The sequence below is a fragment of the Flavobacterium piscis genome, assembly GCF_031457575.1.
Taxonomy (GTDB): domain Bacteria; phylum Bacteroidota; class Bacteroidia; order Flavobacteriales; family Flavobacteriaceae; genus Flavobacterium; species Flavobacterium piscis_A.
In genome coordinates this window covers 17,498-42,538 of record NZ_JAVDWQ010000008.1, presented here as the reverse complement: position 1 = coordinate 42,538, position 25,041 = coordinate 17,498, and the positions used below count along the sequence as shown (strand labels likewise).

General features: G+C 35.1%; 19 protein-coding genes. 7 read left to right on the top strand and 12 right to left on the bottom strand.

What is annotated here, in order from left to right:
* Nucleotides 1-28: 28 nt before the first annotated feature.
* Together J2W48_RS12650 and J2W48_RS12645 are read right to left on the bottom strand one after the other, a co-directional pair.
* Nucleotides 29-256, bottom strand: coding sequence for an NlpC/P60 family protein (locus J2W48_RS12650; RefSeq protein WP_310281881.1), 228 nt, complete (start codon nucleotides 254-256; stop codon nucleotides 29-31).
* Nucleotides 237-536, bottom strand: a complete 300-nt coding sequence (locus J2W48_RS12645; protein ID WP_310281879.1) for a C40 family peptidase — start codon at nucleotides 534-536, stop codon at nucleotides 237-239. The genes J2W48_RS12650 and J2W48_RS12645 overlap by 20 nt, the downstream gene beginning before the upstream one ends.
* 176 nt (nucleotides 537-712) lie before the next feature.
* On the opposite strand from J2W48_RS12645, the gene J2W48_RS12640 reads away from it, so the two are divergent.
* The 3 genes from J2W48_RS12640 (at nucleotide 713) to bglX (ending at nucleotide 6,037) form a co-directional block, all read left to right on the top strand.
* Nucleotides 713-1,807 (top strand): SGNH/GDSL hydrolase family protein, encoded by a 1,095-nt coding sequence (locus J2W48_RS12640; protein ID WP_310281876.1) that lies wholly within the window; start codon nucleotides 713-715, stop codon nucleotides 1,805-1,807.
* A complete protein-coding gene (locus J2W48_RS12635) occupies nucleotides 1,797-3,173 on the top strand; it encodes a sialate O-acetylesterase (RefSeq protein ID WP_310281874.1) in 1,377 nt (458 codons plus the stop codon). The genes J2W48_RS12640 and J2W48_RS12635 overlap by 11 nt, the downstream gene beginning before the upstream one ends.
* 566 nt (nucleotides 3,174-3,739) lie before the next feature.
* Nucleotides 3,740-6,037, top strand: a complete 2,298-nt coding sequence (gene bglX, locus J2W48_RS12630; RefSeq protein ID WP_310281872.1) for a beta-glucosidase BglX — start codon at nucleotides 3,740-3,742, stop codon at nucleotides 6,035-6,037.
* A 132-nt stretch (nucleotides 6,038-6,169) separates the two neighbouring features.
* On the opposite strand, the gene J2W48_RS12625 is transcribed toward bglX, so the two are convergent.
* Entirely contained in the window at nucleotides 6,170-6,466 is a 297-nt protein-coding gene (locus J2W48_RS12625) for a DUF5615 family PIN-like protein (protein WP_310282148.1), read from the bottom strand.
* A 37-nt stretch (nucleotides 6,467-6,503) separates the two neighbouring features.
* Nucleotides 6,504-6,734, bottom strand: a complete 231-nt coding sequence (locus J2W48_RS12620) for a DUF433 domain-containing protein (RefSeq protein ID WP_310281869.1) — start codon at nucleotides 6,732-6,734, stop codon at nucleotides 6,504-6,506.
* A 108-nt stretch (nucleotides 6,735-6,842) separates the two neighbouring features.
* Here J2W48_RS12620 and J2W48_RS12615 point away from each other — a divergent pair, with 108 nt between their 5' ends.
* Nucleotides 6,843-7,799: an aldo/keto reductase gene (locus tag J2W48_RS12615; RefSeq protein ID WP_310281867.1), complete on the top strand. Its 957-nt coding sequence runs from the start codon at nucleotides 6,843-6,845 to the stop codon at nucleotides 7,797-7,799.
* Between the two features lie 75 nt (nucleotides 7,800-7,874).
* On the opposite strand, the gene J2W48_RS12610 is transcribed toward J2W48_RS12615, so the two are convergent.
* From J2W48_RS12610 to J2W48_RS12575, 8 genes are all read right to left on the bottom strand, one after another.
* Complete coding sequence (locus J2W48_RS12610; RefSeq protein WP_310281864.1) at nucleotides 7,875-9,854, bottom strand: glycoside hydrolase family 97 protein; 1,980 nt, start codon at nucleotides 9,852-9,854, stop codon at nucleotides 7,875-7,877.
* A 98-nt stretch (nucleotides 9,855-9,952) separates the two neighbouring features.
* The gene (locus tag J2W48_RS12605; RefSeq protein ID WP_310281862.1) at nucleotides 9,953-11,242 is read right to left on the bottom strand and encodes a glycoside hydrolase 5 family protein; all 1,290 of its coding nucleotides are present in this window, start codon (nucleotides 11,240-11,242) and stop codon (nucleotides 9,953-9,955) included.
* A gap of 112 nt (nucleotides 11,243-11,354) precedes the next feature.
* Nucleotides 11,355-12,593 carry a glycoside hydrolase family 26 protein gene (locus tag J2W48_RS12600; RefSeq protein ID WP_310281860.1) on the bottom strand — a complete coding sequence of 413 codons (1,239 nt, stop codon included), beginning with the start codon at nucleotides 12,591-12,593 and terminating at the stop codon, nucleotides 11,355-11,357.
* A gap of 2 nt (nucleotides 12,594-12,595) precedes the next feature.
* A complete protein-coding gene (locus tag J2W48_RS12595; protein ID WP_310281858.1) occupies nucleotides 12,596-13,621 on the bottom strand; it encodes a carbohydrate binding domain-containing protein in 1,026 nt (341 codons plus the stop codon).
* A gap of 196 nt (nucleotides 13,622-13,817) precedes the next feature.
* Complete coding sequence (locus J2W48_RS12590; protein WP_310281856.1) at nucleotides 13,818-15,008, bottom strand: AGE family epimerase/isomerase; 1,191 nt, start codon at nucleotides 15,006-15,008, stop codon at nucleotides 13,818-13,820.
* Between the two features lie 6 nt (nucleotides 15,009-15,014).
* Nucleotides 15,015-16,205, bottom strand: coding sequence for a glycoside hydrolase family 130 protein (locus J2W48_RS12585; RefSeq protein WP_310281854.1), 1,191 nt, complete (start codon nucleotides 16,203-16,205; stop codon nucleotides 15,015-15,017).
* Between the two features lie 27 nt (nucleotides 16,206-16,232).
* Complete coding sequence (locus tag J2W48_RS12580; RefSeq protein ID WP_310281853.1) at nucleotides 16,233-17,624, bottom strand: MFS transporter; 1,392 nt, start codon at nucleotides 17,622-17,624, stop codon at nucleotides 16,233-16,235.
* A 40-nt stretch (nucleotides 17,625-17,664) separates the two neighbouring features.
* On the bottom strand, nucleotides 17,665-18,801 hold the full coding sequence (locus J2W48_RS12575) for a glycoside hydrolase family 26 protein (RefSeq protein ID WP_310281852.1): 1,137 nt from the start codon (nucleotides 18,799-18,801) through the stop codon (nucleotides 17,665-17,667).
* 300 nt (nucleotides 18,802-19,101) lie between these two features.
* Here J2W48_RS12575 and J2W48_RS12570 point away from each other — a divergent pair, with 300 nt between their 5' ends.
* From J2W48_RS12570 to J2W48_RS12560, 3 genes are all read left to right on the top strand, one after another.
* Complete coding sequence (locus tag J2W48_RS12570) at nucleotides 19,102-19,980, top strand: AraC family transcriptional regulator (RefSeq protein WP_310281850.1); 879 nt, start codon at nucleotides 19,102-19,104, stop codon at nucleotides 19,978-19,980.
* A gap of 311 nt (nucleotides 19,981-20,291) precedes the next feature.
* Nucleotides 20,292-23,459 carry a SusC/RagA family TonB-linked outer membrane protein gene (locus J2W48_RS12565; protein ID WP_310281848.1) on the top strand — a complete coding sequence of 1,056 codons (3,168 nt, stop codon included), beginning with the start codon at nucleotides 20,292-20,294 and terminating at the stop codon, nucleotides 23,457-23,459.
* A gap of 11 nt (nucleotides 23,460-23,470) precedes the next feature.
* Nucleotides 23,471-25,033, top strand: a complete 1,563-nt coding sequence (locus tag J2W48_RS12560) for a RagB/SusD family nutrient uptake outer membrane protein (RefSeq protein WP_310281847.1) — start codon at nucleotides 23,471-23,473, stop codon at nucleotides 25,031-25,033.
* Nucleotides 25,034-25,041: the final 8 nt, after the last annotated feature.

The following is a 25,041-nucleotide window of genomic DNA, read 5'->3' as shown; positions in this document are numbered from 1 at the left end:
TGGAGTTTTTTTTATGAATGAAATTAGTTTATTTAGGTAAAACAGTAATGCATTTATAAAAACGTTTGCTATAATGTTCAGAATCCAGTTCACTGATTGTTACACTTCCTGCTTTTCCCGATGATGCATGTATGAATTTTGACTCCATGCCGTTGGCCTCACAAATAATGCCGAGATGACCTATTACTGTTTTATCTTTGTAGCCGTAAAAAACTAAAATATCCCCAATTTTAAAATCATCCGAAGCCAATGTCACTCCTAATATTTTTATAACCACTGGAGCTTCTTGGTAAATTAATATCAAAATGATGAAATACATAACTCACAAAACCGGAACAGTCAAATCCTTTGTAGGGGTCATTCCCTGCATATAAATAAGGTGTTCCCAGATATTGCTGAGCATAGTTAATAATTGAATCCCTGTCAGTTTCAGTTTGCGTTTTTTCAATCTGGGCAAATATAGTTTGATTTTCTTTTTTTATGTTTAAACAAGAAAATGAAATACTTAGGAGAAGAAAGATTGGCGTTATTTTCATTGGAAATGGGTATTAGTTAATCTATAAAGATAGGTTGTTTGGGGTTAAAAATCCGTAGCCTGTAAATTAAAAACCGTTTTGGTGTTTTTTTATTGCATTTTGACATTTTAGTATCTTTCTGCAAGATATAATTCGGATATATTTGTGAATCACATTTATATTTTAACAAATAAATTATGTATCTAAAAAAAATACCGCTTTTAATTGTCTTTTTACTGATTTCGATTGCTGCTACTTCACAAAATACAACAAATACTTTTTTGTATGCAGGAAGAGTTGATGTTCTGCAGAATAATAATGTTGTTTTGATAGGAACTGCATCTTCGGTGACGTTTAATTTTTCCGGAAAAAAGTGTGCTGTTTTATTACAGAGTATTGATTCCTGGGACCATCATAATTATGTTGCTTTAGAATTAGACGGACAATATATGGGGAAAGTCAGGGTCGAAAAAGGTCCTGTGCAATCTTTTGAGATTAAAGTTACTTCCAAACAAAAAGTGCATACGTTAACCATTTATAAAGCTACTGAGGCGATTATGGGAAATGTCTTGTTTACAGGAACAACGGCAAAATTAATGACTGTAACCGCGGTTAAGAAAAAGAAAATCGAATTCATTGGTGACTCTATAACCTGTGGCGCAGCAAACGATTCGTCAACAACTCCGTGTAACGAAGGCGAGTACTTTGACCATCATAACGGGTATTTTGCTTATGGGCCAATTCTTTCCAGAAACATGGATACAGACTATTTATTGAGTTCTGTTTCCGGAATCGGAATTTACCGCAACTGGAATGATGAAAATCCTGATGTAGCGATTATGCCTGCCGTTTATGAGAATTTATACCTGACAAAAGACGCATCCAAACCGAAATATGATTTTTCTTTTCAGCCTGATATTATCAGTATTGCATTAGGAACCAATGATTTTTCGAATGGTGACGGCAAAAAAGAACGTTTGCCTTTTGATCCGGAAAAGTTTGTTTCTAATTATATCAATTTTATAAAAATGTTGTATGAGCACAACCCAAATACACAAGTGGTTTTGACCAACAGCCCAATGGTGAATGGAGAAAATGCAGTTATTTTTGAAGATTGCCTGAATAAGATAAAAACGGAATTTGATGCTGATAAATCACATAAAACTATCTTGATTTTCAAATTCCAACCCATGACACCAAGCGGTTGTTCCGGACATCCAAATATTGCCGAACATAAGATTATGGCTGCTGAATATGGTCCGTTTTTAAAAAACTTGCTAAATGAAAAATAATATATTTAAGTTTGTTTTTATTCTGATTTCCGGCACTATGATGGCAAACGTTTCCCTTCCGAATATATTTGGTAATAATATGGTATTGCATCGCAATTCTGAAGTGAAAATTTGGGGCTGGGCCAATCCAAAAGAAGAAATCAAATTAATTTCGAGCTGGAACAATCAGGAATACAAAGTTACGGCAAACAATCAGGCACAATGGGAACTAAAGATCAAAACGCCCGAAGCCGGAGGTCCTTTCACGATTTCGATAAAAGGATACAATGAAGTGGTGCTGAAAAATATTTTAATTGGCGAAGTATGGCTTTGCACCGGTCAGTCCAATATGGAAATGTCAGCCAGCTGGGGAATCGATAATGGCGAAGAAGAAGCCAAAAATGCCACGAATCCTAATATTCGGTTTTTTACGGTTCCAAAATTAACGGCGACAACACCTCAGAATAATTTATTGGGGAACTGGACAGAATCAACTCCTGAAACTATGAAAAACTTTAGCGCAGTTGGTTATTTTTTTGCCAAACGCTTGCGTGAAGATTTAAAAAATGTTCCCATCGGATTAATTTCTTCGAATTGGGGCGGAACTCCTGCAGAAATCTGGATGCCGGAAGAAGTTGTTCAGAATGATGCTGTTTTATTGGAAAATGCCAAAAAATTAAACGAACAGGAATATGGGCCGCGTCAGCCCGGGCGTGCTTATAACGCGATGATTTATCCACTTGCTGGTTTTAAAATTGCAGGAACTCTTTGGTATCAGGGAGAATCGAATGTGGGTTCAGAAGTTTATGATAAAACGTTATCGGCTTTGATTACGTCATGGCGAAAAGTCTGGAATGACGAATTTCCGTTTTATTACGTACAAATTGCACCCTATAAAACAGGTAGCAACAACTTCTCTAATGTTACGCTTCGAAATTCGCAACGAAAGATTTTAAAACAAGTCAATAATACCGGAATGGTTGTCATTAGCGATGTTTCGGATACGATAGATATTCACCCAAAGGATAAAAAGTCGGTTGGAATTCGTCTGGCAAATTTAGCATTGGCAAATACGTATAAAATCAATTCTAATTTGGTAAACGGACCTCTTTTTACAGCTTTAAAAATAGAGAAGAACAAAGCAGTCGTTTTTTTTGATGATGCCGATGGGTTGAATTTTAAAAACAAAAAACCGAATCAATTTGAAGTAGCGGGCGCTGATGGAGCTTTTTATCCGGCAGAAGCATCGATAAAAAATAATCAGGTGATTTTGACAAGTAAAAAAGTAGCAAATCCTATGAAAGTTCGATTTGCGTGGGGAAATACAATTCAGTCTGATTTGTTCAATAAGGCGAATTTACCGGCTTCGTGTTTTATTTCGGAGTGAGGGAAGAAAGAACAAAGAAAAAAGAGTAAAGAACAAAGAAAAAAGAGTAAAGAACAAAGAAAAAAGAGTAAAGAACAAAGAAAAAAGAGTAAAGAAGAAAGAGTAAAGAAGAAAGAGTAAAGAAGAAAGAGTAAAGATGTTAGACTTTAATTTTTGCGCTCTTTTGTCATTTTGAAGAAAATTGAAATCACATTAGAAATTCCGTTCAGAAAGTTTTAAGTCTTTGTTGATTGACGTGTGTAATTTCTCCTTTCGTTGGAATGAAAATATTGCGTTTTTAAATCCGTCGCTACAAAATAAATCGTTCCTCTGGAACTTTAGCGTAAGAGAGCCTTAGGCTCGGAACATATTGTAGCAACGGATTTTAATCTGTTGGAAGCGTTCTCGTTAACGTGAATTGCGTGAGGGATTACTTCACTAAACTTTTATTTAAAGCGGAGTTCAGTGAATTTCATTTGAGGCGGTATCCTTTTGTGAAGAGAAACGGAACAAAAGATAGCCGAAAGCCTGACGGTTGCCTTTTTTCGGGCAAGTGACACGCCCAAAATATGAAACTATTAACCACTATGAAAAATAAAAATACACTAATTATTGGGGTTTTTACCCTGTTTACTGTTGGAAATATGAACGCACAAAAGAAACCGCATCTGGATAAAAATAAAACGATTGAACAACGAATTGACTTGCTTTTACCATTAATGACTTTGGAGGAAAAAGTGGGACAAATGAATCAATATAACGGGTTTTGGGATGTGACCGGACCTGCTCCAAAAGGCGGAAATGCGGAGTTGAAATATGAGCATCTGCGAAAAGGATGGGTAGGAAGTATGCTGACAGTTCGCGGAGTGAAAGAGGTTCGTGCTGTACAGAAAATTGCTGTGGAGGAAACCCGTTTGGGAATTCCGCTGATTATTGGTTTTGATGTTATCCATGGTTATAAAACGTTGAGTCCTATTCCATTGGCAGAAGCGGCGAGTTGGGATTTGGAAGCGATAAAAAAATCGGCAGCCATTGCGGCAGATGAAGCTTCGGCATCCGGTATTAACTGGACTTTTGGCCCCAATGTTGACATTACAAACGATGCCCGCTGGGGACGTGTGATGGAAGGTGCGGGAGAAGACCCGTATTTAGGAAGTAAAATTGCTGTTGCGAGAGTGACCGGTTTTCAGGGTGACAATAAAGCAGATTTGGCTAAAATTAATACCATAGCGGCTTGCGCGAAACACTTTGCGGCTTATGGTTTTATTGAGTCGGGACGTGATTACAATTTGGTAGATATAAGCAATTCGAAATTATTCAACACCGTTTTACCTCCGTTTGAGGCAGCTACTAATGCAGGCGTGAGAACGTTTATGAATTCTTTTAATTTGGTAAATGGAATTCCGGCAACGGGAAATATTTTTCTGCAAAGGGATATTTTGAAAGGCAAATGGAATTTTGATGGTTTTGTGGTTTCAGACTGGGCTTCGGTGCGTGAAATGATTCCGCATGGTTATGCCAAAGATGGAGCAGATGCAACGTTGAAAGCAGTTACAGCAGGTTCTGACATGGATATGGAATCCCATTTATATGTTACCGAATTAGTTAAATTGGTTAAGGAAGGTAAACTAAAAGAAGCTTTGGTAGATGATGCCGTTCGCAGGATTTTGCGAGTAAAATTTGAATTGGGATTATTCGATGATCCTTACAAATACTGTGACGAAAAGCGTGAGAAAGCGACTATCGGAAATAAAGCTAACAATGATGGTGTTTTGGATATGGCCAAAAAGTCGATTGTCTTGCTGAAAAACGATAAGAATTTACTTCCGCTAAAAAAATCAGGACAAAAAATTGCTTTGATCGGAGCTTTGGCAAATGATAAAAACAGTCCTCTGGGAAGCTGGAGAATTGCGGCTGATGATAATACTGCAGTTTCGGTTTTAGAAGGAATGCAGCAATACAAAGATAATCAGCTGGTTTTTGAAAAAGGAGCTGATTTGATTGTTGGAAAAGCTACTTTTTTGGATGAGGTCGTATTTAATACAACAGACAAAAGTGGATTTGAAGCAGCTAAAACGGCAGCAAAAAATGCTGATGTTGTCGTGATGGTTTTAGGAGAACATGGTTTTCAGAGCGGGGAAGGGCGCAGTAGAACGAATTTAGATTTACCAGGATTGCAACAGGAATTGCTGGAAGAAATTTATAAAGTGAATCCAAATATTGTTTTGGTTTTAAATAATGGACGTCCGTTGACTATTCCGTGGGCAGCAGAACATATTCCGACGATTGTTGAAGCCTGGCATTTAGGAACACAAACCGGAAATGCGGTAGCCCAGGTTTTATACGGAGATTATAACCCAAGCGGAAAACTGCCAATATCTTTCCCGAGAAACGTGGGACAGGTTCCAATTTATTATAACAATTACAGTACAGGAAGACCTGTAAATGCGGATAAAAATGTGTTTTGGTCACACTTTTCAGATGTAGAAAAAACACCTCAGTTCCCTTTTGGTTTTGGATTGAGTTATACTTCTTTCGAATATAAAAATCTGAAAATAAACAAAACGTCATTTGCTAAAAATGAACCGGTAAAAATTACCGTTGATGTAACTAATTCAGGTAATTACGACGGAAAAGAAGTGGTTCAATTGTATATTCATGATGATTTTGCCAGTATTGCAAGACCGGTTGAAGAATTAAAAGGTTTTGAATTGGTGAATTTGAAAAAAGGTGAAACTAAAACCGTAACCTTTACTTTGACTGAGAAAGAATTAGGTTTTTATAATAACGAAGGGAATTATTTGGTAGAATCGGGAACTTTCAAAATTATGGTTGGAGGAAGTTCAGATAAAGGTTTGGAAGGTGGTTTTGATATAAAAGAATAAGCTTAAAGTTTTTTAATCTCGCAAAGACGCAAAGTCGCAAGTTTAATTAAAATATTTCTCTCGCAGATTTTTGCAAATTCGGCAGATTATTTTATCTCCTTAATCTGCCAAATCTGCGAGAGTTCCAAATATTTAATAAATTTCTAAAATCATCAAATCGTCATTTAAAACAAAAGCTAAAATAATTTCTTTTTTTGAAATAAGAATTTCAGCTATTTGTTTGGTATTTTTATTGAATGTTTTTAAGATTATTACTTTTGGAGGAGCTCCTTTTAAAAGTAATAATTTCTCAAAATCATCATCATGTGTGAGGATTGTAAAATCATTTTGTCTGGCAAATTTCCAATTTTCAATATCTTTTGCGGGTTGATTTACCGGAATATTTTTAGCATGTAAACAATCTAAAAAAGCATTTTCAACGAGTTTAATTGTTCTCCAAGAAATATTTCATCAAGAAGTAATTTCATTATGCCGCAATTATTTTTGTAATGTTTTCTCTATTTGCAGCAAATGCTAATGCAGCAAGAATATCTTCGCTTTTTAATTCAGGGAAATCTTCGATAATTTCATCAAACGACATTCCTGTAGAAAGCCATGCAAGAATGTCTGAAACACAGATTCTGGTTCCTGTAATTACAGGTTTTCCAAATCTGATGTCTGGATTTATCGAAATTAAATTTTGCCAGTTATTTTCCATAATTTATTATTTTGACAAATTTACAAAAATTAACTACTATTTGGTTTTAAAATAATCAGGTTTGTTTTTATCTTTAAAAACTTTAAATTCCAACCTTAACTAAAAATAATGAAATATAACAGATGTGGAAAAAGCGGGTTGCTCTTGCCTGAAATTTCTTTAGGATTATGGCATAATTTCGGATCAGTAGATAATTTTGAAAATGCAGAAAGTATTGCTGTAGAAGCTTTTGATAGAGGAATTACCCATTTTGATCTGGCTAACAACTATGGGCCGGTTCCGGGTTCTGCAGAAACCAATTTTGGAAAAATATTATGGCATAATTTTCAGGGAAACCTGCGTGATGAAATCATCATTTCGACCAAAGCGGGTTACACCATGTGGGATGGTCCTTATGGGGATTGGGGTTCAAGAAAGTATTTATTATCCAGTCTAGACCAAAGTTTGAAAAGAATGAAGGTTGATTATGTCGATATTTTCTATTCGCATCGTCCAGATCCTGAAACGCCTATTGAAGAAACCATGATGGCACTTGATTACGCCGTTAGAAGTGGTAAAGCCTTATATGTTGGAATTAGTAATTATTCGGCTGAGCAAACCCGAGTTGCTGTAGATGTTTTGAAGCAATTAGGAACTCCATGTTTGATTCATCAGGCTAAATATTCAATGTTAGTGCGTTGGGTTGAAGAAGGCTTATTGGATGTTCTGGAAGAAAAGGGAGTGGGCTGTATTGCATTTTCACCTTTGGCACAAGGACTTTTGACTGACAAATATCTAAACGGAATTCCTGAAAATTCCCGTGCTCATAATCCAAACGGACATTTAAAAGAAGATGAAGTTACGGCGGAAAGAATTCTGAAATTAGTGCAACTGAATGAGATCGCCCAAAACCGTAATCAATCTTTAGCTCAAATGGCACTGGCCTGGTTGCAAAAAGACAAACGAATTACGTCGGTTTTGATTGGAGCAAGTTCAGTAAGGCAGTTGAATAATAATATAGAATGTTTGCAGGGTTTAGAATTTACACAAGATGAACTGAATGCAATTGAATTGATTTTACGATAGTTATTAAACCCGACAGGTTTTTAAAAACCTGTCGGGTTTAAAATGAATAAAAAATGGGATAATTTGCCCCATTTTTTATTTTATAATCATTGCTAATCCGCCACCACTTGCCAATGTATATTTTAGTTTCGTAGTAGAATCAACAGTAATAGTTTCTCTTTTATAATCGTTCGCAGCTTTATCTGCATTTAATCCATCTGAGAAAATCTCAGCTTCAAATTTTTTACCCTTTTCCAGAAAAGAAAAATCAATTGTAATGTCTCTTGAATCCCAATTGGTTATGGCACCTAAATACCAGGTTGAGTTTTTTCTTCGTGCAATTGATACTAGTTTTCCAACCTCACCTTCTAATGCCACAGTTTCATCAAAAACGGTTGGGGTTTTAGCAATAAAATCAGTGCTTTCCTGTTCCTTCATATAAGCTGTCGGACTGTCAGCCATCATTTGCAAAGGCGCTTCAAAAATCGTGTAAAGCGCTAATTGATGACATCTTGTTCCCTGACTTACCGGATTGGAATTACTTGGTTTAAACTCACTTTTGGCGGCATTTCTCATGGCACCGGGAGTATAATCCATCGGCCCGGCCATCATTCTGATAAAAGGGATAGTACAATCATATAAAGGAACATCATCATTAGGTGTCCATTTATTATTTTCCAACCCTTTTACGCCTTCAAAATTCAGAATATTTGGAAAAGTGCGTTGAATTCCGGTTGGTTTGTACATGCCGTGAAAATCCAAAAGTAATTTGTTGTCAGCTGCTTTTTGCGCAATATCATAAACCGAATTTACCATTTTAGCATCGTCACGGTCAAGAAAATCAACTTTAAAGCCTTTGATACCCAAATCTGCATAATTCTTAAAAATGCCTTCCGTGTTTTTCGTCAAAGCCATCCAGGAACTCCATAAAATGATCCCCACATTTCGTTCTTTTCCGTAGGCGATCAAAGCTTCCAGGTCTACATTTGGATTGTGTTCCATAATGTCATCTTCCAGACTCCAGCCTTCATCTAAAACCACATATTCGATTTTGTTTTTTGATGCGAAATCAATGTAATATTGATAAGTCTTGGTGTTAATTCCGGCTTTAAAATCGATGTTGTAAATGTTCCAGTCGTTCCACCAGTCCCAGGCTACTTTTCCGGGCTTAATCCAGGAAAGGTCTTTAATTTTTGAAGGCTCGGATAATTTCTGAACCATGTCGTTATTGGCTAACTCAGCATCATTTTCAGAAATAACAATAATTCTCCACGGAAAATTTCTCGTTCCTTTTGTCTTTACCAAATAATCAGCTCTCTCTGTAATCAGTCGGTTTATATTATTAAAACCACCGTTAGTTTCCTGTAAAGGGTAATTGGAAAAACGGGACTCAAAACCTGATTTTGACTTATTGTTAGTTACAAACAATCCCGGATAATCTACCAGATTAGCTTCCAGGAAGACGGCTTTTTTATTGTTTTTAAAATCGATTAAAAAAGGTAAAAACGCCAAAGTATCTTTAGCAAATTCACTAATTTTTTTATTTTCGTAATGTGCTTCAAACGAGGAAATATAGAGGTCTTTCGGGTTCCTTAAATCACGAACATAAGGCATCAGGGTATTGTAATCCTGATCGAAATTCAAACTTACTTCTTCCGATTTTACGGTTATGTCTTGCTTCTTTTTAGAGATGAATCTGTATGCGACACCATCATCAAAAGCACGATATTCAATGCTGAAATCATTTTTGAAATTCAGAACCAGAAGGTTGTATTGATTTTTTACAGAATTTTTTTTGTATAAAGGTGATTCAAATGTAGTATTTACTTTTTCTCTTTTGGAATTTAAAAGCAATGCATTTTTTCCTAAAACCTCATTTTTATCCAACGTCAATGAAACGGCTGATGGAGTCAGAATGAGATCTTTTTCATGTGAAACAGACCAGGTTATTTTCTCGTTAATTACAATACTGATTTTTATTTTACCGTTTGGAGATGCTAAAGTAAAATCCTGTACCTGTTGCGAAAAAGAAATATTAAAAAGCAAAACCAATAAGGCAGGAAATATTTTTTTCATGTTTTATGTTTTTAAATCATATAAGTGATTATAAGTTCATTTAAACTTTTGGACTAAGCCTGTTAAATGTTCTTATAATCACTTATATGGTAAAGAAATTATTTTTTCTTCAACTCTAAATTGTATTTTTTTACAATCTCCAGAGTTGATTTATCACCTGAAAAAACCGAATTCAAACCCTGTGGTTCCTGCGGAGGATCGGTTGTTAATGGTTCTCCGGGATTCCACTTTCCGGTTTCATTCACCGCCTTACCTTCACCACCAAATCCCCAGAAATTAGCTGCCTGCAGCGGACCGTTATTTTTACGGCTTTCCAGAACCCTGCCAAAGATATAACTATAAAATTGATTTCGATAAATTGAGGGTGCTCCCGCATTTAGGTTTTCGTTTTCCCTTGGCAATCCAAATTCTTCAATTATAATAGGTCGTTTCAGATTATTGGCCACTTTAATGTGGGCATCAATATATTTTCCAGCGTTTTCAATAGTGGCAGGCATCGTTGCCTCAGCATCGTCAGCCTTAAACCAATTCCAGTTTTTAGGCCAGATATGCATCGTTAGATAATCAATATTCGGATTCAGGTGTGTTCTCTCAAAAATTTCTATGTTGTCATTCGAACTGTTTAATCCTTCAGAACCTGTAGAAATCAAATGGTTTTTATCTAAACTATCCATTAAATTAACAATATTGTTTAACCAAATGGTGAATTTTTCTTCATTTTCAACCGTAAAAAGTCTTGGTTCATTGCCAACCTGCCAGGCCATAATGGTGTTGTCATCCGTATATTTCTTTTTCGAATATGGATTTGTACGGGTCATAATAAATTTCACATGATTTTCCAAACCTTCCATACAAGGTGTACAGCTGTAAAATTGCTGGGTATATTCCATAAACTGCGGCCACGTATTGGGAGCGATATTCGGAACCGGAATCGGACCTTTGCCGTTCCACTCTAAATATTGCGACATTCCGCCAGACCATTCCCAGTTGTTGGTTAAATATAAAACTGCATACATGTTGCGTTTTCTCATTTCATTCATCAGGAAATCAAGTCCATCAAGCAAATCGTCATCGTATTTTCCTTGTTCGTATTGCAAAGCCGGGCGAACCGTGAAATCATATTTTCCGCCCTCGGCACCAACCAAAATTCGTAAGTTATCGATTCCGTTTTTTTTCATCAAATCCAGCTCGCGAAGCAGCCTTTTACGATCTCCCACTTTTTTTGAAGCCAGTAAACTTCCATACCAATAATTCGTTCCAATGTAGGCATAAGGTTTGTCGCCTTTGTAAAATTCTGTACCTCTTACCGTAATTTTTTCCTGTGCCTGACATGACATTACTGATAATGTTAAAGCTAGTCCAAGGGTCTTTAAAAGTCTGTTTTTCATATTTATTTTTTTAGAAGCTAATCCTGCTATTCGCTTTATCTTTTGTTTTTTAAAGAAAAAAACAAAAGGATACCGCTTCTATCAGGGCTAGGGCTTTACGTTTTTAAGAAAGCTATTTTGGTAATTCATACATTTTTGGCAATGAATTCAGTAATGCCGATTTAGGTTTTGTTGCAAAGGTTTTAAAATCTGCCGCATTCGAAACCGAACCATTCGGAACATAGTATCCGATTTTATCGTTATTCCAAAATATAACATAACTCACTTCTATACTATTTGATGTCAAAGCACTGTACAAATATGTCGAAAACCAATTTGTAACAGGAGCAGTTGAATTTGTTACACGATAACCGGTTTCTGTCAGAGCAGCAATTTTCACTTTTGATTTAGCATAATCTGAAATGATTTTCAGCTTGCTATTTGCTTTATCAGCACCTGTTTGTCCCTGATTATCAAAATCACCATAGTTATCCATCCCTAAAACATCAACATAAGCATCACCTGGATAGCGGCTTAAATAGCCTTCAGTTGTGGTATAAGAGTTGTCAGGTGAAAAAGCATACAGGATATTATGGACGCCTTTAGTATCCCTTAAATATTCAACAGTAAATTTATAAGCGGTTTTATATTCTTCCGGAGTACAAAAGTTAGCGCCCCACCAAAACCAGCTTCCGTCAAATTCATGAAAAGGCCTGAAGATTGTCGGAATCAATTCTCCTTTGGAACCTTTTAAATTCAGGAATACGCCAGCCACTTTATCCAGTTTCTTTTTGTACCATTCATGATTGTCTCCACCAGGCAAAATGCTTTTAAAAGCAGTAGCTTTCTGTTCCGGAGTCATGTCGGCTACATAAAAAGAGTCTTCATTATTAGGTTCTCTTATATGCCAGCTAAAAGTATTGATTATCCCTTTGGCATAAGCAGCTTTTACATCGGCAGTAATTTTTAGCTCTTGCTGATAAAACCAGTTGTTTATCTGATTGTTATTATTTTTATCGGTAATAAACATAAAATCCGAACCTAAAACTGCCGGATCATAACCCGTATTTTTTTTGATATCAGAGTCGCCACCGGCATCCTGATAAAAACTGTTAAAAGCATCCTGTTGTCCAATAGCAACTTTGGTTTTAGCCAGTTTTTTTAGATTATAGAATAATGCTATTGTTTCTTTGGTGGCATTTTTATCGACAATGTAGTTGATTACATTTTGTGTCGTTAATGCATCAGTTTCTACTACTACAACTGGAGGATCAACTACAGCTTCATTTTCAGATTCTTTATCTGAGGAACAATTTGTAAATGTTAAAAGCGTAAAGCTGATAAATGCTGTTTTTAGAAAAATATTTTTCATTTTTAATTTTTAGTGAGTTTAACCTGAATATCATCAGCGAATAAGGTTCCGGTGCAGGCACTCATCGCAACGATAATACGGTATTCTTTTGCACCGTAGGGAATTTGAAAAGATTTTTTAAAAAAGGTCCAGTCAGTTGTACCTGTCACAGTTCCTATTGCCTGGTCTTCGGATGCTTTAGTTGTTTCGTCTTTTTTAAATTCAATAATAAACATGCCGTTATTCCAGATTTCTTTGCCTTGTTGGATATCTGTTGCTTTTAGCCAGCCTGAAACTTCTATTGTTCTGTCTCTTTCATTAATATCAGCTGCCTGATAAATTGCTTTCCACTCAGCAATTCTTGAAGTTATTTCTACAGCCGAATTACCTTCTTTTTTATCTGTTGTAGTAATTGTTCCTGGTCCGCTCCAGGAGTTTAAGAGTTCTTCAAAATTTCCGTTTGAAAACTGTTTTGCATTGGTGACTATTTTTTGACCCTCCGGAACTGTAATTATTGGATTTAATTTAAAATAATCTTCTTCAGAAAGTGTAATAGCTTTTACATCATCAAAAAATATTGAACCGTTTGTTTGTGCCAAAGCCAGCATTATTCTTATTTTTTGCGCCTTTTCAGGAACCAGAATAGTTTTTTTGTAATTGCTCCATGCCTTAGTTCCTATGATTTGAGCAATGTTTTCTGAAGTGATTTTTTTTTCGGCTCCATTTGTAAATTCTGCAACCATAAGACCAGCATTATAAGCTTCTTTACCAGCTTCAATTTGATCTGCTTTTATCCAGGCACTAAATGTTATGGCGTAGGTGTTTTTAGGAATCGTCATAATTTGATCGATCGATTTCCATTCTGCACCTGCAAACTGATTAATAAGAATACTATTTTGACCTGTTTTTTTGTCATAAGGAGAAATAGTTCCAACATCTCCTCGCCAATTTGTTGTTTCAGATTCAAAACTACCATTTTTAACTAAATTAATCTGTGCATTACTTATTGCACTAAAAAATAGTAAACTAAAGAAAAAGAGTTGCTTCATAAATTGTTTTTTTTAATACAATAATCAGTGCGAAACTTAGGTTTTATACAAGAGAGAGAAATACTAAAACTTATGCATTTCTTCCCTAATAGCTATGTGCATTTAAATTAGTGAAACGCTTATTTTCGAGTTTACAAAAACGATGTTTCTATGTGTTGAAAATAATGCTGTCCAATATCAGTTTTGGAGTAAATTATTAAGCTTTTATTCTGTTAATAAGCTCTAAACAGGCACGGCTGTTATGATAAGGACATTTCCAAAAACCAGCTTTATCTTTTTTAATCAGGGTATAATCCTGGTAAATTCCCCAAAACCATTCTCCGTTTTGTTTGTCTAAAATGTGATTTTTTATGAATTCCCAGTTTTTGAAAACAATTTCCAGATACTTTTCATTTCCTGTTAATTGGTAGGCATTGTAGAAACCAATTAAAGCTTCAGCCTGACACCACCAATGTTTTTCGGTAACTAATTCATTCTTTTCAAGATCAAATTCATACCATAATCCGCCATCAGAATCTAATCCTTCTTGTGTTACATCTGCTATCTGAATAGCATGTTTTTTATAATTGGCAATCAAAGTTTCATCTTCTGAAATTTCGGCACATTGCAATAAAAGCCAGCCTGCTTCAATATCGTGTCCGTAAGATATTACATCTGGTTTTTCAATCCAGTTTTCATCAAAAAACAAATGCAAATGTCCTGTTTCTGTATTGATGAAGTATTTTTCTATGGTTTCTAATAATTCAACAATGTCTTTTTGAAGCGTTTTATCTTTCCAGACCTTAAATAAATTCGCATAAGCTTCAACAATATGCAAATGTGTATTCATGGTTTTCTTTTCGTTGGCATCTTTATCGCTCAAACGTAAATCGTCTATGGGCTGCCAATCCCTTGTAAAAGCTTCTAAATATCCTTTATTTACAGGGTCGTAACTGTGTTTTTGTATTCTTAGATATAAATTAATCGCTATAGCCAAGGCTTTTTCGTCTTTGGAAATAGCATAATATTCAGACAATCCATAAATGGCAAAAGCCAAAGCATAAATCTGGTTTTTAGTATCTTTTGGAGTGGTATCAGAATGGATACTCCAGAATAAACCACCAAATTCCGAATCATAAAAATAATTGGATAAAAATTCAAAAGCTCGTGCGGCTATTTTTTTATGATCTTCATTTTTAGTGTTTTGATAACTGGAAGAGAATGACCATAAAATTCGGGCGTTTAAAACAGAACCTTTATCGGCGTTTTCAATAATATATTCATTTTCATCAATCTGACCAATAAAACCACCTTTTTGTGTATCAATTGTATTTTTGGACCAATACTCTAAAATAGAATCCAGTTCTGTTGATAGTTCGTTTTTAAGTTGTTTTAGTTTTGTTGGCACGATAAATTATATTGCGTTATTTTTCTCAATCTGATTGATAATTGTTTTTACAGAACCGGCAGAAATATAAGTATCTGCAGGAGTATTTGTTACATAATCAATTAATTGTGCCACTGATGAAACGGCAACGTGCATTCTCGTATCTGATGATGCGTAATAAACATAAACAGTTCCGTCATTATCTTCAATCCATCCGTTAGAAAACAAGACATTTGATACATCCCCAATTCTTTCAATGCATTCCGGCCCCATAAAATGACCTGCAGGAACATGGGTTACTTTGGTAATATCATGCAAATCAGTCATGAACATGTAAAGTGTATAGCGTAAACCAGCGGCAGTATTACGAACGCCATGCGCGAGATGGAGCCATCCTTTTTCTGTTTTAATAGGAGCAGGACCAAGTCCATTTTTCAATTCGTAAATCGTATGATACTGTTTTCCGAAGATGATTTTTTCCTCTTTTACAACCGGATTGGTCATGTCATCTACATAGCCTAAGCCAATTCCGCCACCAGCTCCAACATCTATAAATCCATCTTGCGGGCGTGTGTATAGTGCATATTTTCCATTCACAAATTCCGGATGCAAAACCACATTACGCTGTTGTCCTGTATTCGAAATCAAATCGGGAAGTCTTTCCCAGTTTACCAGATCTTTCGTGCGCACGATACCGGCATTGGCTATAGCCGAACTGGTATCGCCTTTTGGAGCTTTCGGATCTTTTCTTTCTGTACAAAAAATCCCGTAAACCCAGCCATCTTGGTGATTGATTAAACGCATGTCGTAAACGTTGGTGTCCGGTTCTTCGGTTTGCGGAATGACGCATGGTTTTTCCCAAAACTTAAAATTATCTATGCCATTTGGGCTTTCAGCAATGGCGAAAAATGATTTTCTGTCAATACCTTCTACGCGAACAGCAAGCAGGTATTTTCCATTCCATTTCATTGCACCGGCATTAAATGCAGCATTCATCCCGATACGCTCCTGCAAAAAAGGATTCGTTTGTTCGTTTAAGTCAAAACGCCAGTTTATTGGTACGTGGGCAGCAGTGATTACCGGATTTTTATAACGCTGATAAATACCGTTTCCTACTGTATTTTGAGGTTCGTTTTTTTGTTCTGTAAGCGTTTTATGTTCTCTTTCTAATGCTACTTTTCTATCCTGAAATGTAGTTGTAGTCGCTATTGTTGTCATATAAATTTAATTTCTGAATCTTTATTTTTAATTGTTCTGGTCTCTTTTTTCGTTTAATTCCTGTTCTATTATTTGTAATTTTTCTTCGGATAAAGGATAGAATAGAATAAAAACAACTGATATTACTGCAGCAATAGCCGGAAGTATACTTAACATTAACTGAATCCCGTTTTGGGTAACTGCACTTTGTTCTACATTGGCCTGAAAACCAAAATATCCCAAAAGCCAACCGGCACCTGCACCGCCAATTGTCCATCCAAATTTTTGTGACATGGAAGAGGCAGAGAAAACCAATCCAGTCGCCCTGCGGCCTTGTTTCCATTCTGAATAATCCGCGCTGTCAGCATACATCGACCAGATTAAAGGAAAAATACAACCTGCACAAATACTGATTAAAACCTGAAAGCTCATAATTAGGAAAACATCTTCTTTTCCGAAGAAATAGAAAATCAGGCTCAAAACTGCTGCTAAAGCCATGGCTCCAAAAAAGGTTTTCTTTTTGCCAATTCTATTCGCAATTGGCGTAGCAGCGATAACCCCGATAATATTGGCAGCTTGTCCTAAAACCAGATAAATGGAAGTTGGTGCCATATGAAAATCAGTTCCGAAGAGAGTAAAATCAAAATTGACACTACTGCTTACAAAATATTTGAAGTAGTAAACTGCTGCACCATCACGGATAGAGTTAAATACCAAAGCGCCAATTCCGGCTCCCAGTAAAATCCACCAGGGTTTGTTTTTTAATAAGTCTTTTAGGTCTTCTTTTAAATTCGTTTGTTCGTCAGCAATTGGTTTTACCCTTTCTTTCGTCCATAGAAAACATCCCCAGAAAAAAGCAGTTGTAATTATTCCGAAAACGGCAATTGTTGCCAGCCATCCTGTTTTTGAATTTAGGCTTCCGCCGAAATAATTCACTAACGGTTCAATTAACCAAAGTGCCAAAAGACTGCCTCCAAAGGCAAAAACCATTCGGTAAGAAGAAAGTGTTGTTCTTTCTTTTCTGTCAGATGACATTACTCCCAAAAGCGATGCGTATGGTACATTAATTAAGGAATAAATCATCATCATTAAGGAATACGTTACATAGGCATATATAATTTTTCCTTTTTCATCAAAATCAGGGGTGTAAAAAGTTAAAACCCCAATCACGGCAAAAGGTACGGCAACCCATAATAGATAAGGCCTGAATTTTCCCCATTTACTTTTGGTTCGATCTGCTATAATTCCAACAATTGGATCAAAGCAGGAATCCCAAATTCGGGTAATTAAAAACATGGTTCCTACAACTGCAGGTGCCAATCCGAAAACATCGGTATAAAAAAACAGAAGATACATACTGAAGATTTTCCAGAACATAGAAGAGGCTGCATCTCCAAGGCCGTAACCTATTTTTTCTTTTAAACTAATTTTGTCGTGCATCAGGTTTTTTTTAAGGTTGTGGTTATAGATTTGGGGTAATTTATTTTAATACTTTTTTAATATCTTTTTCAAATAAAGTTTTGTCCAGATTATAGAAATCAACAAAATCTTTCTCGCTTATTTGACCGGTATAAGGGGCATAATAATGCATTTTTTGTTCTTTTTCCTGCCAACCATGATTTCGCCAAAGTAATACATATGATATTTTATAATCACCAATCGCTTTTGTTAACGTTCCTGTCCACCATTTGGCATCCGGAACAGCTTCATATCCCGCTTCTGCAAGAGCCATAGGTTTATGTTTCTTCTGGGCAATTTCGTTTAATATTTTAAATTGATTTTGAATTTCAGCAATAAATTTCTCTCCATTTTTATCTTCATTGTTCTGATAGCTGTCAAAACTGAGAATATCTGCGTAATTATCACCGGGATAATTAGCCAGAAATTCAGTTTCAGAACTAAAACTTCCTGTATTGTATACATAAATTAAGTTATGAACTCCTTTTTTTTGCAGATATTCAAAAGTAAATTTCCATAATGACTGGAATTCTTCGGGGGTACAATTTCCTTTTCCCCACCAAAACCAACCACCGGTAAGTTCATGATAAGGCCTGAAAAGAATGGGAATGTTTTTTCCTTTTTTATCTTTTAAGGACAAAAAGAAATTTGCTGCTTTATCTAACCAGGAAGTGAATTTTTGATGATTTTCACCGTCAGGTAAAACTGTCTTTAAGGAATTTGGGGAGTTGTCCCAGGCATTATTTCCGGTTGCAGGATTATCAACATGCCAGCTTATGGTTGATATTCCGCCTCTTTCGTTGGCCTCTATGATATATTGTTTCATTTTATCAAAAGGAACGCCATCAATATTGTTTGCATCATCTTTTTCTAATCCGGCAATATCCCAGCCATAGATTGCGGGATAGTCTCCAACAACATCTTTTATGTCGCTTCTTTTATCTTCATATTTCCAATTAACACCGTAAGCAAGATCATCCTGATGGCCAAAAAGATATCCTTTTTGAGTTAATTGATTGAGTTTTTTATATAGCAAAACAGTTTCAGATGTTGCTTTTTTATCTGAAATTGACAAATTAGTATTAGTAACAATATCTTTCGCAGAACAAGAAGTTCCTATAAATACTGACATCATTAAAGTTAATATGTTTTTTTTCATTTTGAATCTAGTGTTTTTCAATGTACTGTGAGTAAATCTATAAATTGATATCGACTAAAAAAGTTTATTTTTTTTTATCGAAAATTCAATGCTTTTTTTGGGCTAAAATTATTAAAACTATAAAAAGATAATGTATTAAAAATGATTAATGTTTATAATTAATATACTTATTGTAAAATCTATAATTCTATTTTTCAAAGATATATGTATGTTTGTCGTATATTTAATATTATTTTATCAATTATATATCATATTATTGCAAAATAATAAACGACGTTACTTTCTAAATAGTATTTAATGATGAGTAGTGATAAAAATTTTTTTAGAGAAATTGCTCCGCTTTCTGCGGGAGATAGTTTTTTAGTTTTTGACAGGGTAAAGGATAGTTTTGATTTTCCGGTGCATTATCACCCGGAATTTGAGATCAATTTTATTTTGAATGGAAAAGGAGTGAAGCGTGTTGTTGGTGATAATATTGAAGAAATTGATAATGTAGAACTCGTTTTAATTGGTCCAAATTTATATCACGGATGGGAGTTGAATAAATGTACCAGTAAAAAAATACATGAAATTACGATTCAGTTTCATAATGATTTATTTCATGAATCCTTGCTTTCCAGACGTATTATGAATCCAATACGAGACATGTTTAATCGATCTATTCATGGTATTCTTTTTTCGAAAAAGGTAGCCGAAGAATTAATGCCAAGACTTATAAGTCTCTCTAAACTAGACGGAATGGACTATTTTCTTGAGATTACTTCCTTACTTTATGATTTGGCTAATTCCAGGAATCAAAGATTGCTTTCTACTTATACGGTTGATTATGATACGTTTGATGATTATGATAAGATGAAGTTGGTGTATGAATATGTTCAAAAGAATTTTACAGGGAAAATCACACTTGAGGATGCTGCTAATATAGCAAGTATGTCTATGATTTCATTTAATCGATTTATAAAAAAGCGAACAGGAAAAACTTTTGTGAATTATATAAATGATATCCGGATAGGATATGCCGCCCGTTGGCTCGTTGAAAAAGATATGAGTGTGTCTGAGGTGGCTTTTAAATCAGGGTTTAATAATATAGCAAATTTCAATCGTAGTTTCAAAGCTATTAAAAATTGTACCCCTAGTCAATATAGAGAAGATTTTTCCGGACTAAAACGTATTTTGTAGTGATACTTTTTTTTCACAAACAAATATTATTTTTAACGAAATCGTTTTCTTTTGTCCGTTTTGTTAACTTTTCTTTGTGATTTATAGGTGTTTTTGAGTAGTTGTTGTGAATAATGTAATTTTTTAGTGCTTTTATTTTAATATGTGTTTTTTTGAGATGGCATAGTAAAAATATTATCAGTAAATGATATAATACTATCGATTTAATATTTCCTTCTGTTATAGATTTGTTAAAATAAATCAGTAAAAAATCCAAACTTAATTTTACTGTATTTATGAAGTATTAAACTTAAACTAACCAAACATTTATTATGAAAAAACTAATGACTAATTTTATTCATTGGAATGCAAACCACAAAGCAGTTCCATTGATTTTATTCTTGTTGTTGAGTAGTAATTTTATTACTGCTCAGATTAAGGTATCAGGAGTTGTCTCTGATGACAAGGGACTTTCAATACCAGGTGCTAATATTACCCTAGTAGGCACCAAAAAATCAGTTTCCACTGATTTCGATGGAAAGTATTCAATTGACGTACCGGCAAATGCTTCTATTAGCGTTTCTTTTATTGGATATGTTAACCAAACAATTAATGTTAAAAATGGAGGAACAATTAATGTTGTTTTAAGACTTAGTGCAGAAGACTTACGTGAGGTTTTGGTAAATGTAGGATATCGAAGTGTTAAGAAAAAGGATGTAATCGGAGCTGTTTCTACGGTTGGATCCAAAGATATTGCAGATTCGCCACAAGTATCAGTAGATCAATTATTGCAAGGACGTGCTGCGGGAGTTTCAGTTACAAATAATTCTGGTCAACCAGGAGGTAGTGTGTCTGTTAAAATTCGAGGAACTACTTCTATATCCGGAACTAATGAGCCATTGTATATTGTAGATGGTATTCCAATTTCTGGAGATGCTTCTAATACTAATACTGGTGGTTCTATTGTAACCGGTTATTTGGGGGCAAATACAGGTAACGTAACTTCTAGTCCTATTGCATTTTTAAATCCTAATGATATTGAAACCATGGATATTTTGAAAGATGCTTCTGCGACTGCTATTTATGGCTCCAGAGCGTCGAATGGAGTTGTAATTATTACTACAAAAAGAGGTAAAAAAGGGACGGGAAAAATCACGTATGATTCCTTTTTCTCTGTTCAAAATGTAACTCGTTTATTAGATACCATGACTTTGAGTCAATACGCGACCCAACAAAATGCTTTAGCCGCTGTTTACGGTGTAGCGCCGCGAGATGAGTTTGCTGTTCCGTCTGTTCTTGGTAAAGGAACGAATTGGCAGGATGAGATTTATAAGACGGCAATAATGAGTAATCATCAGGTTTCATTTTCAGGTGCAAAAGATGGTACTAATTACTATATTTCTGGTGGTTATGTTGACCAGGAAGGTATTGTTGTCGGTTCAGGCTTCAGAAGGTATAATTTTAAAGCAAACATAGACACTAAAATAAAAAACTGGTTGACTGTTGGAGTTTCTATTGGTGCAGGAATAACAAATGAGGACATTACAATTAATGGTGCAAGCAATGGTATTATTAGTACTTCTATTTTGTCTACTCCGGATGTTGCAGTAAGAGATACTAACGGAGAATACGCAGGTCCACCAGTGGATGGGTCATTAGGAGTGTGGATTAATCCATTTGCTTCGGCCATGCTGAACACTAATAAGTTGATCAAAAAGAATTTCTTAGGGAATTTTTATGCTAATTTTAGAATTGCAAAAGGACTTGAGTACAGATTTGATTTCGGAGGATCTACAAATATTGATAATTTTGAAGGCTTTCAGCCTACTTATACCTGGGGTGCTGCTGTTAAAGAGACTAATCAGTTAGTAGAGAGAGCTAACAATTGGTATGGGATTAATATTAAAAATGTCTTAACTTATAAGGTTGATGCAGGTGAGCATCATTTTAATTTCTTAGCTGGTCAGGAGGCAAATGATAGTCATTGGTTCGGAAATTCACAATCAGTTTCTGGTTTATTAAGTAATGATGTTCATTCTATTAGCTTGGGAGATCCTGATACACTGACAGCTTCAGAATACAAAGGGAGCTCTGCTTTGTACTCTTTCTTTGGGTCTTTTAATTACGACTTTAACAATAGATATGGTTTACAAGCTACAATAAGAGCGGATGGAAGTTCTAATTTTGGTCCTGGTGAAAAATGGGGTTATTTTCCTTCATTTTCAGGTTATTGGAAACTTTCAAACGAAAGTTTTATGGAAGGAACTAAAAAGTATATTGATAATATCAAATTTAGGGCCGGTTATGGAGAGACCGGGAATCAAAATATTGGAGGTGCAGGTTATATGAGTACTGTTCGTGCAATAAAATCAGCATTAGGGAATTATTTTACTGTTAACAATATTGCTAATCCTGGTTTAACCTGGGAATCTTCTGAGCAAACAAACTTAGGTTTGGATTTTACACTTTTTGATTCAAAACTTCAGGCTACATTTGACGTGTATAGAAAACAGTCAGAAGGATTTTTGTTTGTCTTACCATTGCCTTATTATGTTACTGGTACAGATAATTATCAAGGTGGTTTAGGAGCGCCAAATGTGAATTTAGGAAGCCTAAGAAATGAAGGTTTTGAGATGACTTTAGATTACAATAATAAGTTTGGAAGCGATTTTACCTGGAATTCAAAAGTGATTTTCTCAACCAACAAAAACAAATTGTTAAGCTTGCAGGATAATTTTGATTTGACAAAAGATGTAATGCTTAATGATTATACCTCAAAAGCGGTTACCAAAACAGTAGTTGGTCAGCCAGTGGGCCAATTCTACGGATATGAAGCAGTTGGTATTATCAGAACCAATGAACAATTAGCTAATGCCCCTATTCCTTTTACAGGGAATAAAGCAGTGAAAAGTCAATTAGGAGATGTTGAGTATGTAGATCAAAACAAAGACGGTCTGATTGATGACAAAGATTTGACCTTTATAGGAAATCCACAACCGAAATTTACTTATGGTTTCAATAATACTTTTAAATATAAAAATGTTGATTTAGGGGTCTTTTTACAAGGATCTTATGGTAATAAAGTAATGAATTTAACGAGACGTGCCGGTACTAAAAACCAACGTTTGTATGAAAATCAACTGGCTGAAGCTGTAGATTTTTGGACACCAGAAAATGTTGATGCAAAATATCCGAGACCTGATGGGGCAGACGGACATCCAAATATAGCAATCTCTGACCGTTATGTAGAAGACGGGTCCTACTTAAGAATTCAGCAAGTAACTTTAGGTTATAATTTACCTTCGGATGTTATTTCAAAAGCAGGTATTAGTAAATTAAGATTTTATTTAGGTGTTCAAAATCTTTACACTTTTACCAAATATACAGGATATGATCCTGAGGTAGGATCATATAATCAGGATGCATTATTGTCAGGAATTGATTCAGGACGTTACCCAACCAACCGTAGTTTTACTTTTGGATTGAATTTAGAATTTTAATTACTATTCTTATGAAAAAATATATCAATATAAAGGCCTTAGTTTTATTCTTAACACTAAGTTTGGTAACTACTTCTTGTAGTGAAGATTTCTTGGATCGCCCATCTGAAGATAGTTACAGCAGTGACCAGTTTTATAATACTGACGAACAAGTAACACGAACTACTTATGGTATGTATGGTGCAATGTGGTCTCCTTATTATACCAAAAATTTTTATGCATTGTCCGAGTTATCATCTGGTAATTGTTTAGCATATGCAGATGGACCAGAACTGATTCAGTTTAAATTAACTTCTGACAGTCCAATTTTGTTAGATCCCTGGAGAGCTTGTTTTGCAGTTGTAGCACAATCAAATAATTTAATTAATAATATTGAAAAAAATGCTACTCAAAATGTGAGCCCTGCTGTAATTAAAAATACTGTTGCAGAGGCACATTTTTTTAGAGCCATAGCTTACTTTTATTTGGTTCGTTTGTATGGGCCGGTGCCTATTATTGAAGATAATTTAGCTTTGGCAAAAGACCCGTTAGTTAATACAAATAGAATTGAAGATGTCTATACATTTATTGAAAACGATTTAAAACATGCGGCAGCAAATCTAAAATCAAAAATTAGATCCAGAACTCCTGGGGGTGAAAACGTATTTGTAACTCAAGGCTCTGCTGAAGCATTTTTAGCCAAAGTATATTTGTATGAAAAAAAATATGCAGATTCTAAATTAATGGCAGAAAAAGTGATTAATTCCGGTGAGTTTGGTTTGATGCCAAATTTTGCAGATTTGTTTTTGACAAGTAAAAATAATAACGAAGAGTCTATTTATTCCTGGCAATGGTCTGGTGCTATAAATACTTATGGAGGAGGAAATTTTTCTAATATTCAATATGGTTTGGATATTTTGAATGATAATGCTTCGTATGGTGCTACTTATGTGCCAAGTAATGATGTTCAGGATGCTTTTGAAATTGGAGATTTAAGAAGAAAAGAGTCTTTTATGGTTTACGGTGATTCTTATCCTAATATAAAAGCTGATGGCGTTGTAGGTTTTGTAATGGATCAGGCTAAATACCCTGATGTTTTGGGCAATACAGGTGCTGCTGTTAAGAAATACGTAGTGGGACAAGCTACTAGCGAAACAGGACCGGTAGATTCATGGGGAGGAATGAATAATACTAATTATATTATGCGTTATGCTGACCTTTTATTAATTCATGCTGAAGCAATTATGGCCGGAGCTGCTGAAACTACTAATGCTTCTGCAAAAGAATCATATAATAAAGTAAGACTTAGAGCAGGTCTTGGTATTTTAGGAACTAATGTACCATTAACAAAAGCGGCTTTATTCCAAGAACGTAGAGTAGAGTTTGCTTTTGAAGGAGAATTTTGGTTCGATTTGGGAAGACTTCCACGTCAGGAAGCAATCAGTATAATCTCTCAACAGGATAGAGGCTTTGATTCTCAGGGAGTAATAAATTATACACCAACACCAACAGATTTTGTTTACCCAAAGCCAGATATCGAAGTTAGAAAAAACCCAAAATTGAAAGAGGCACCAGTTCCTTACAATTTTAACTAATTTTTTAA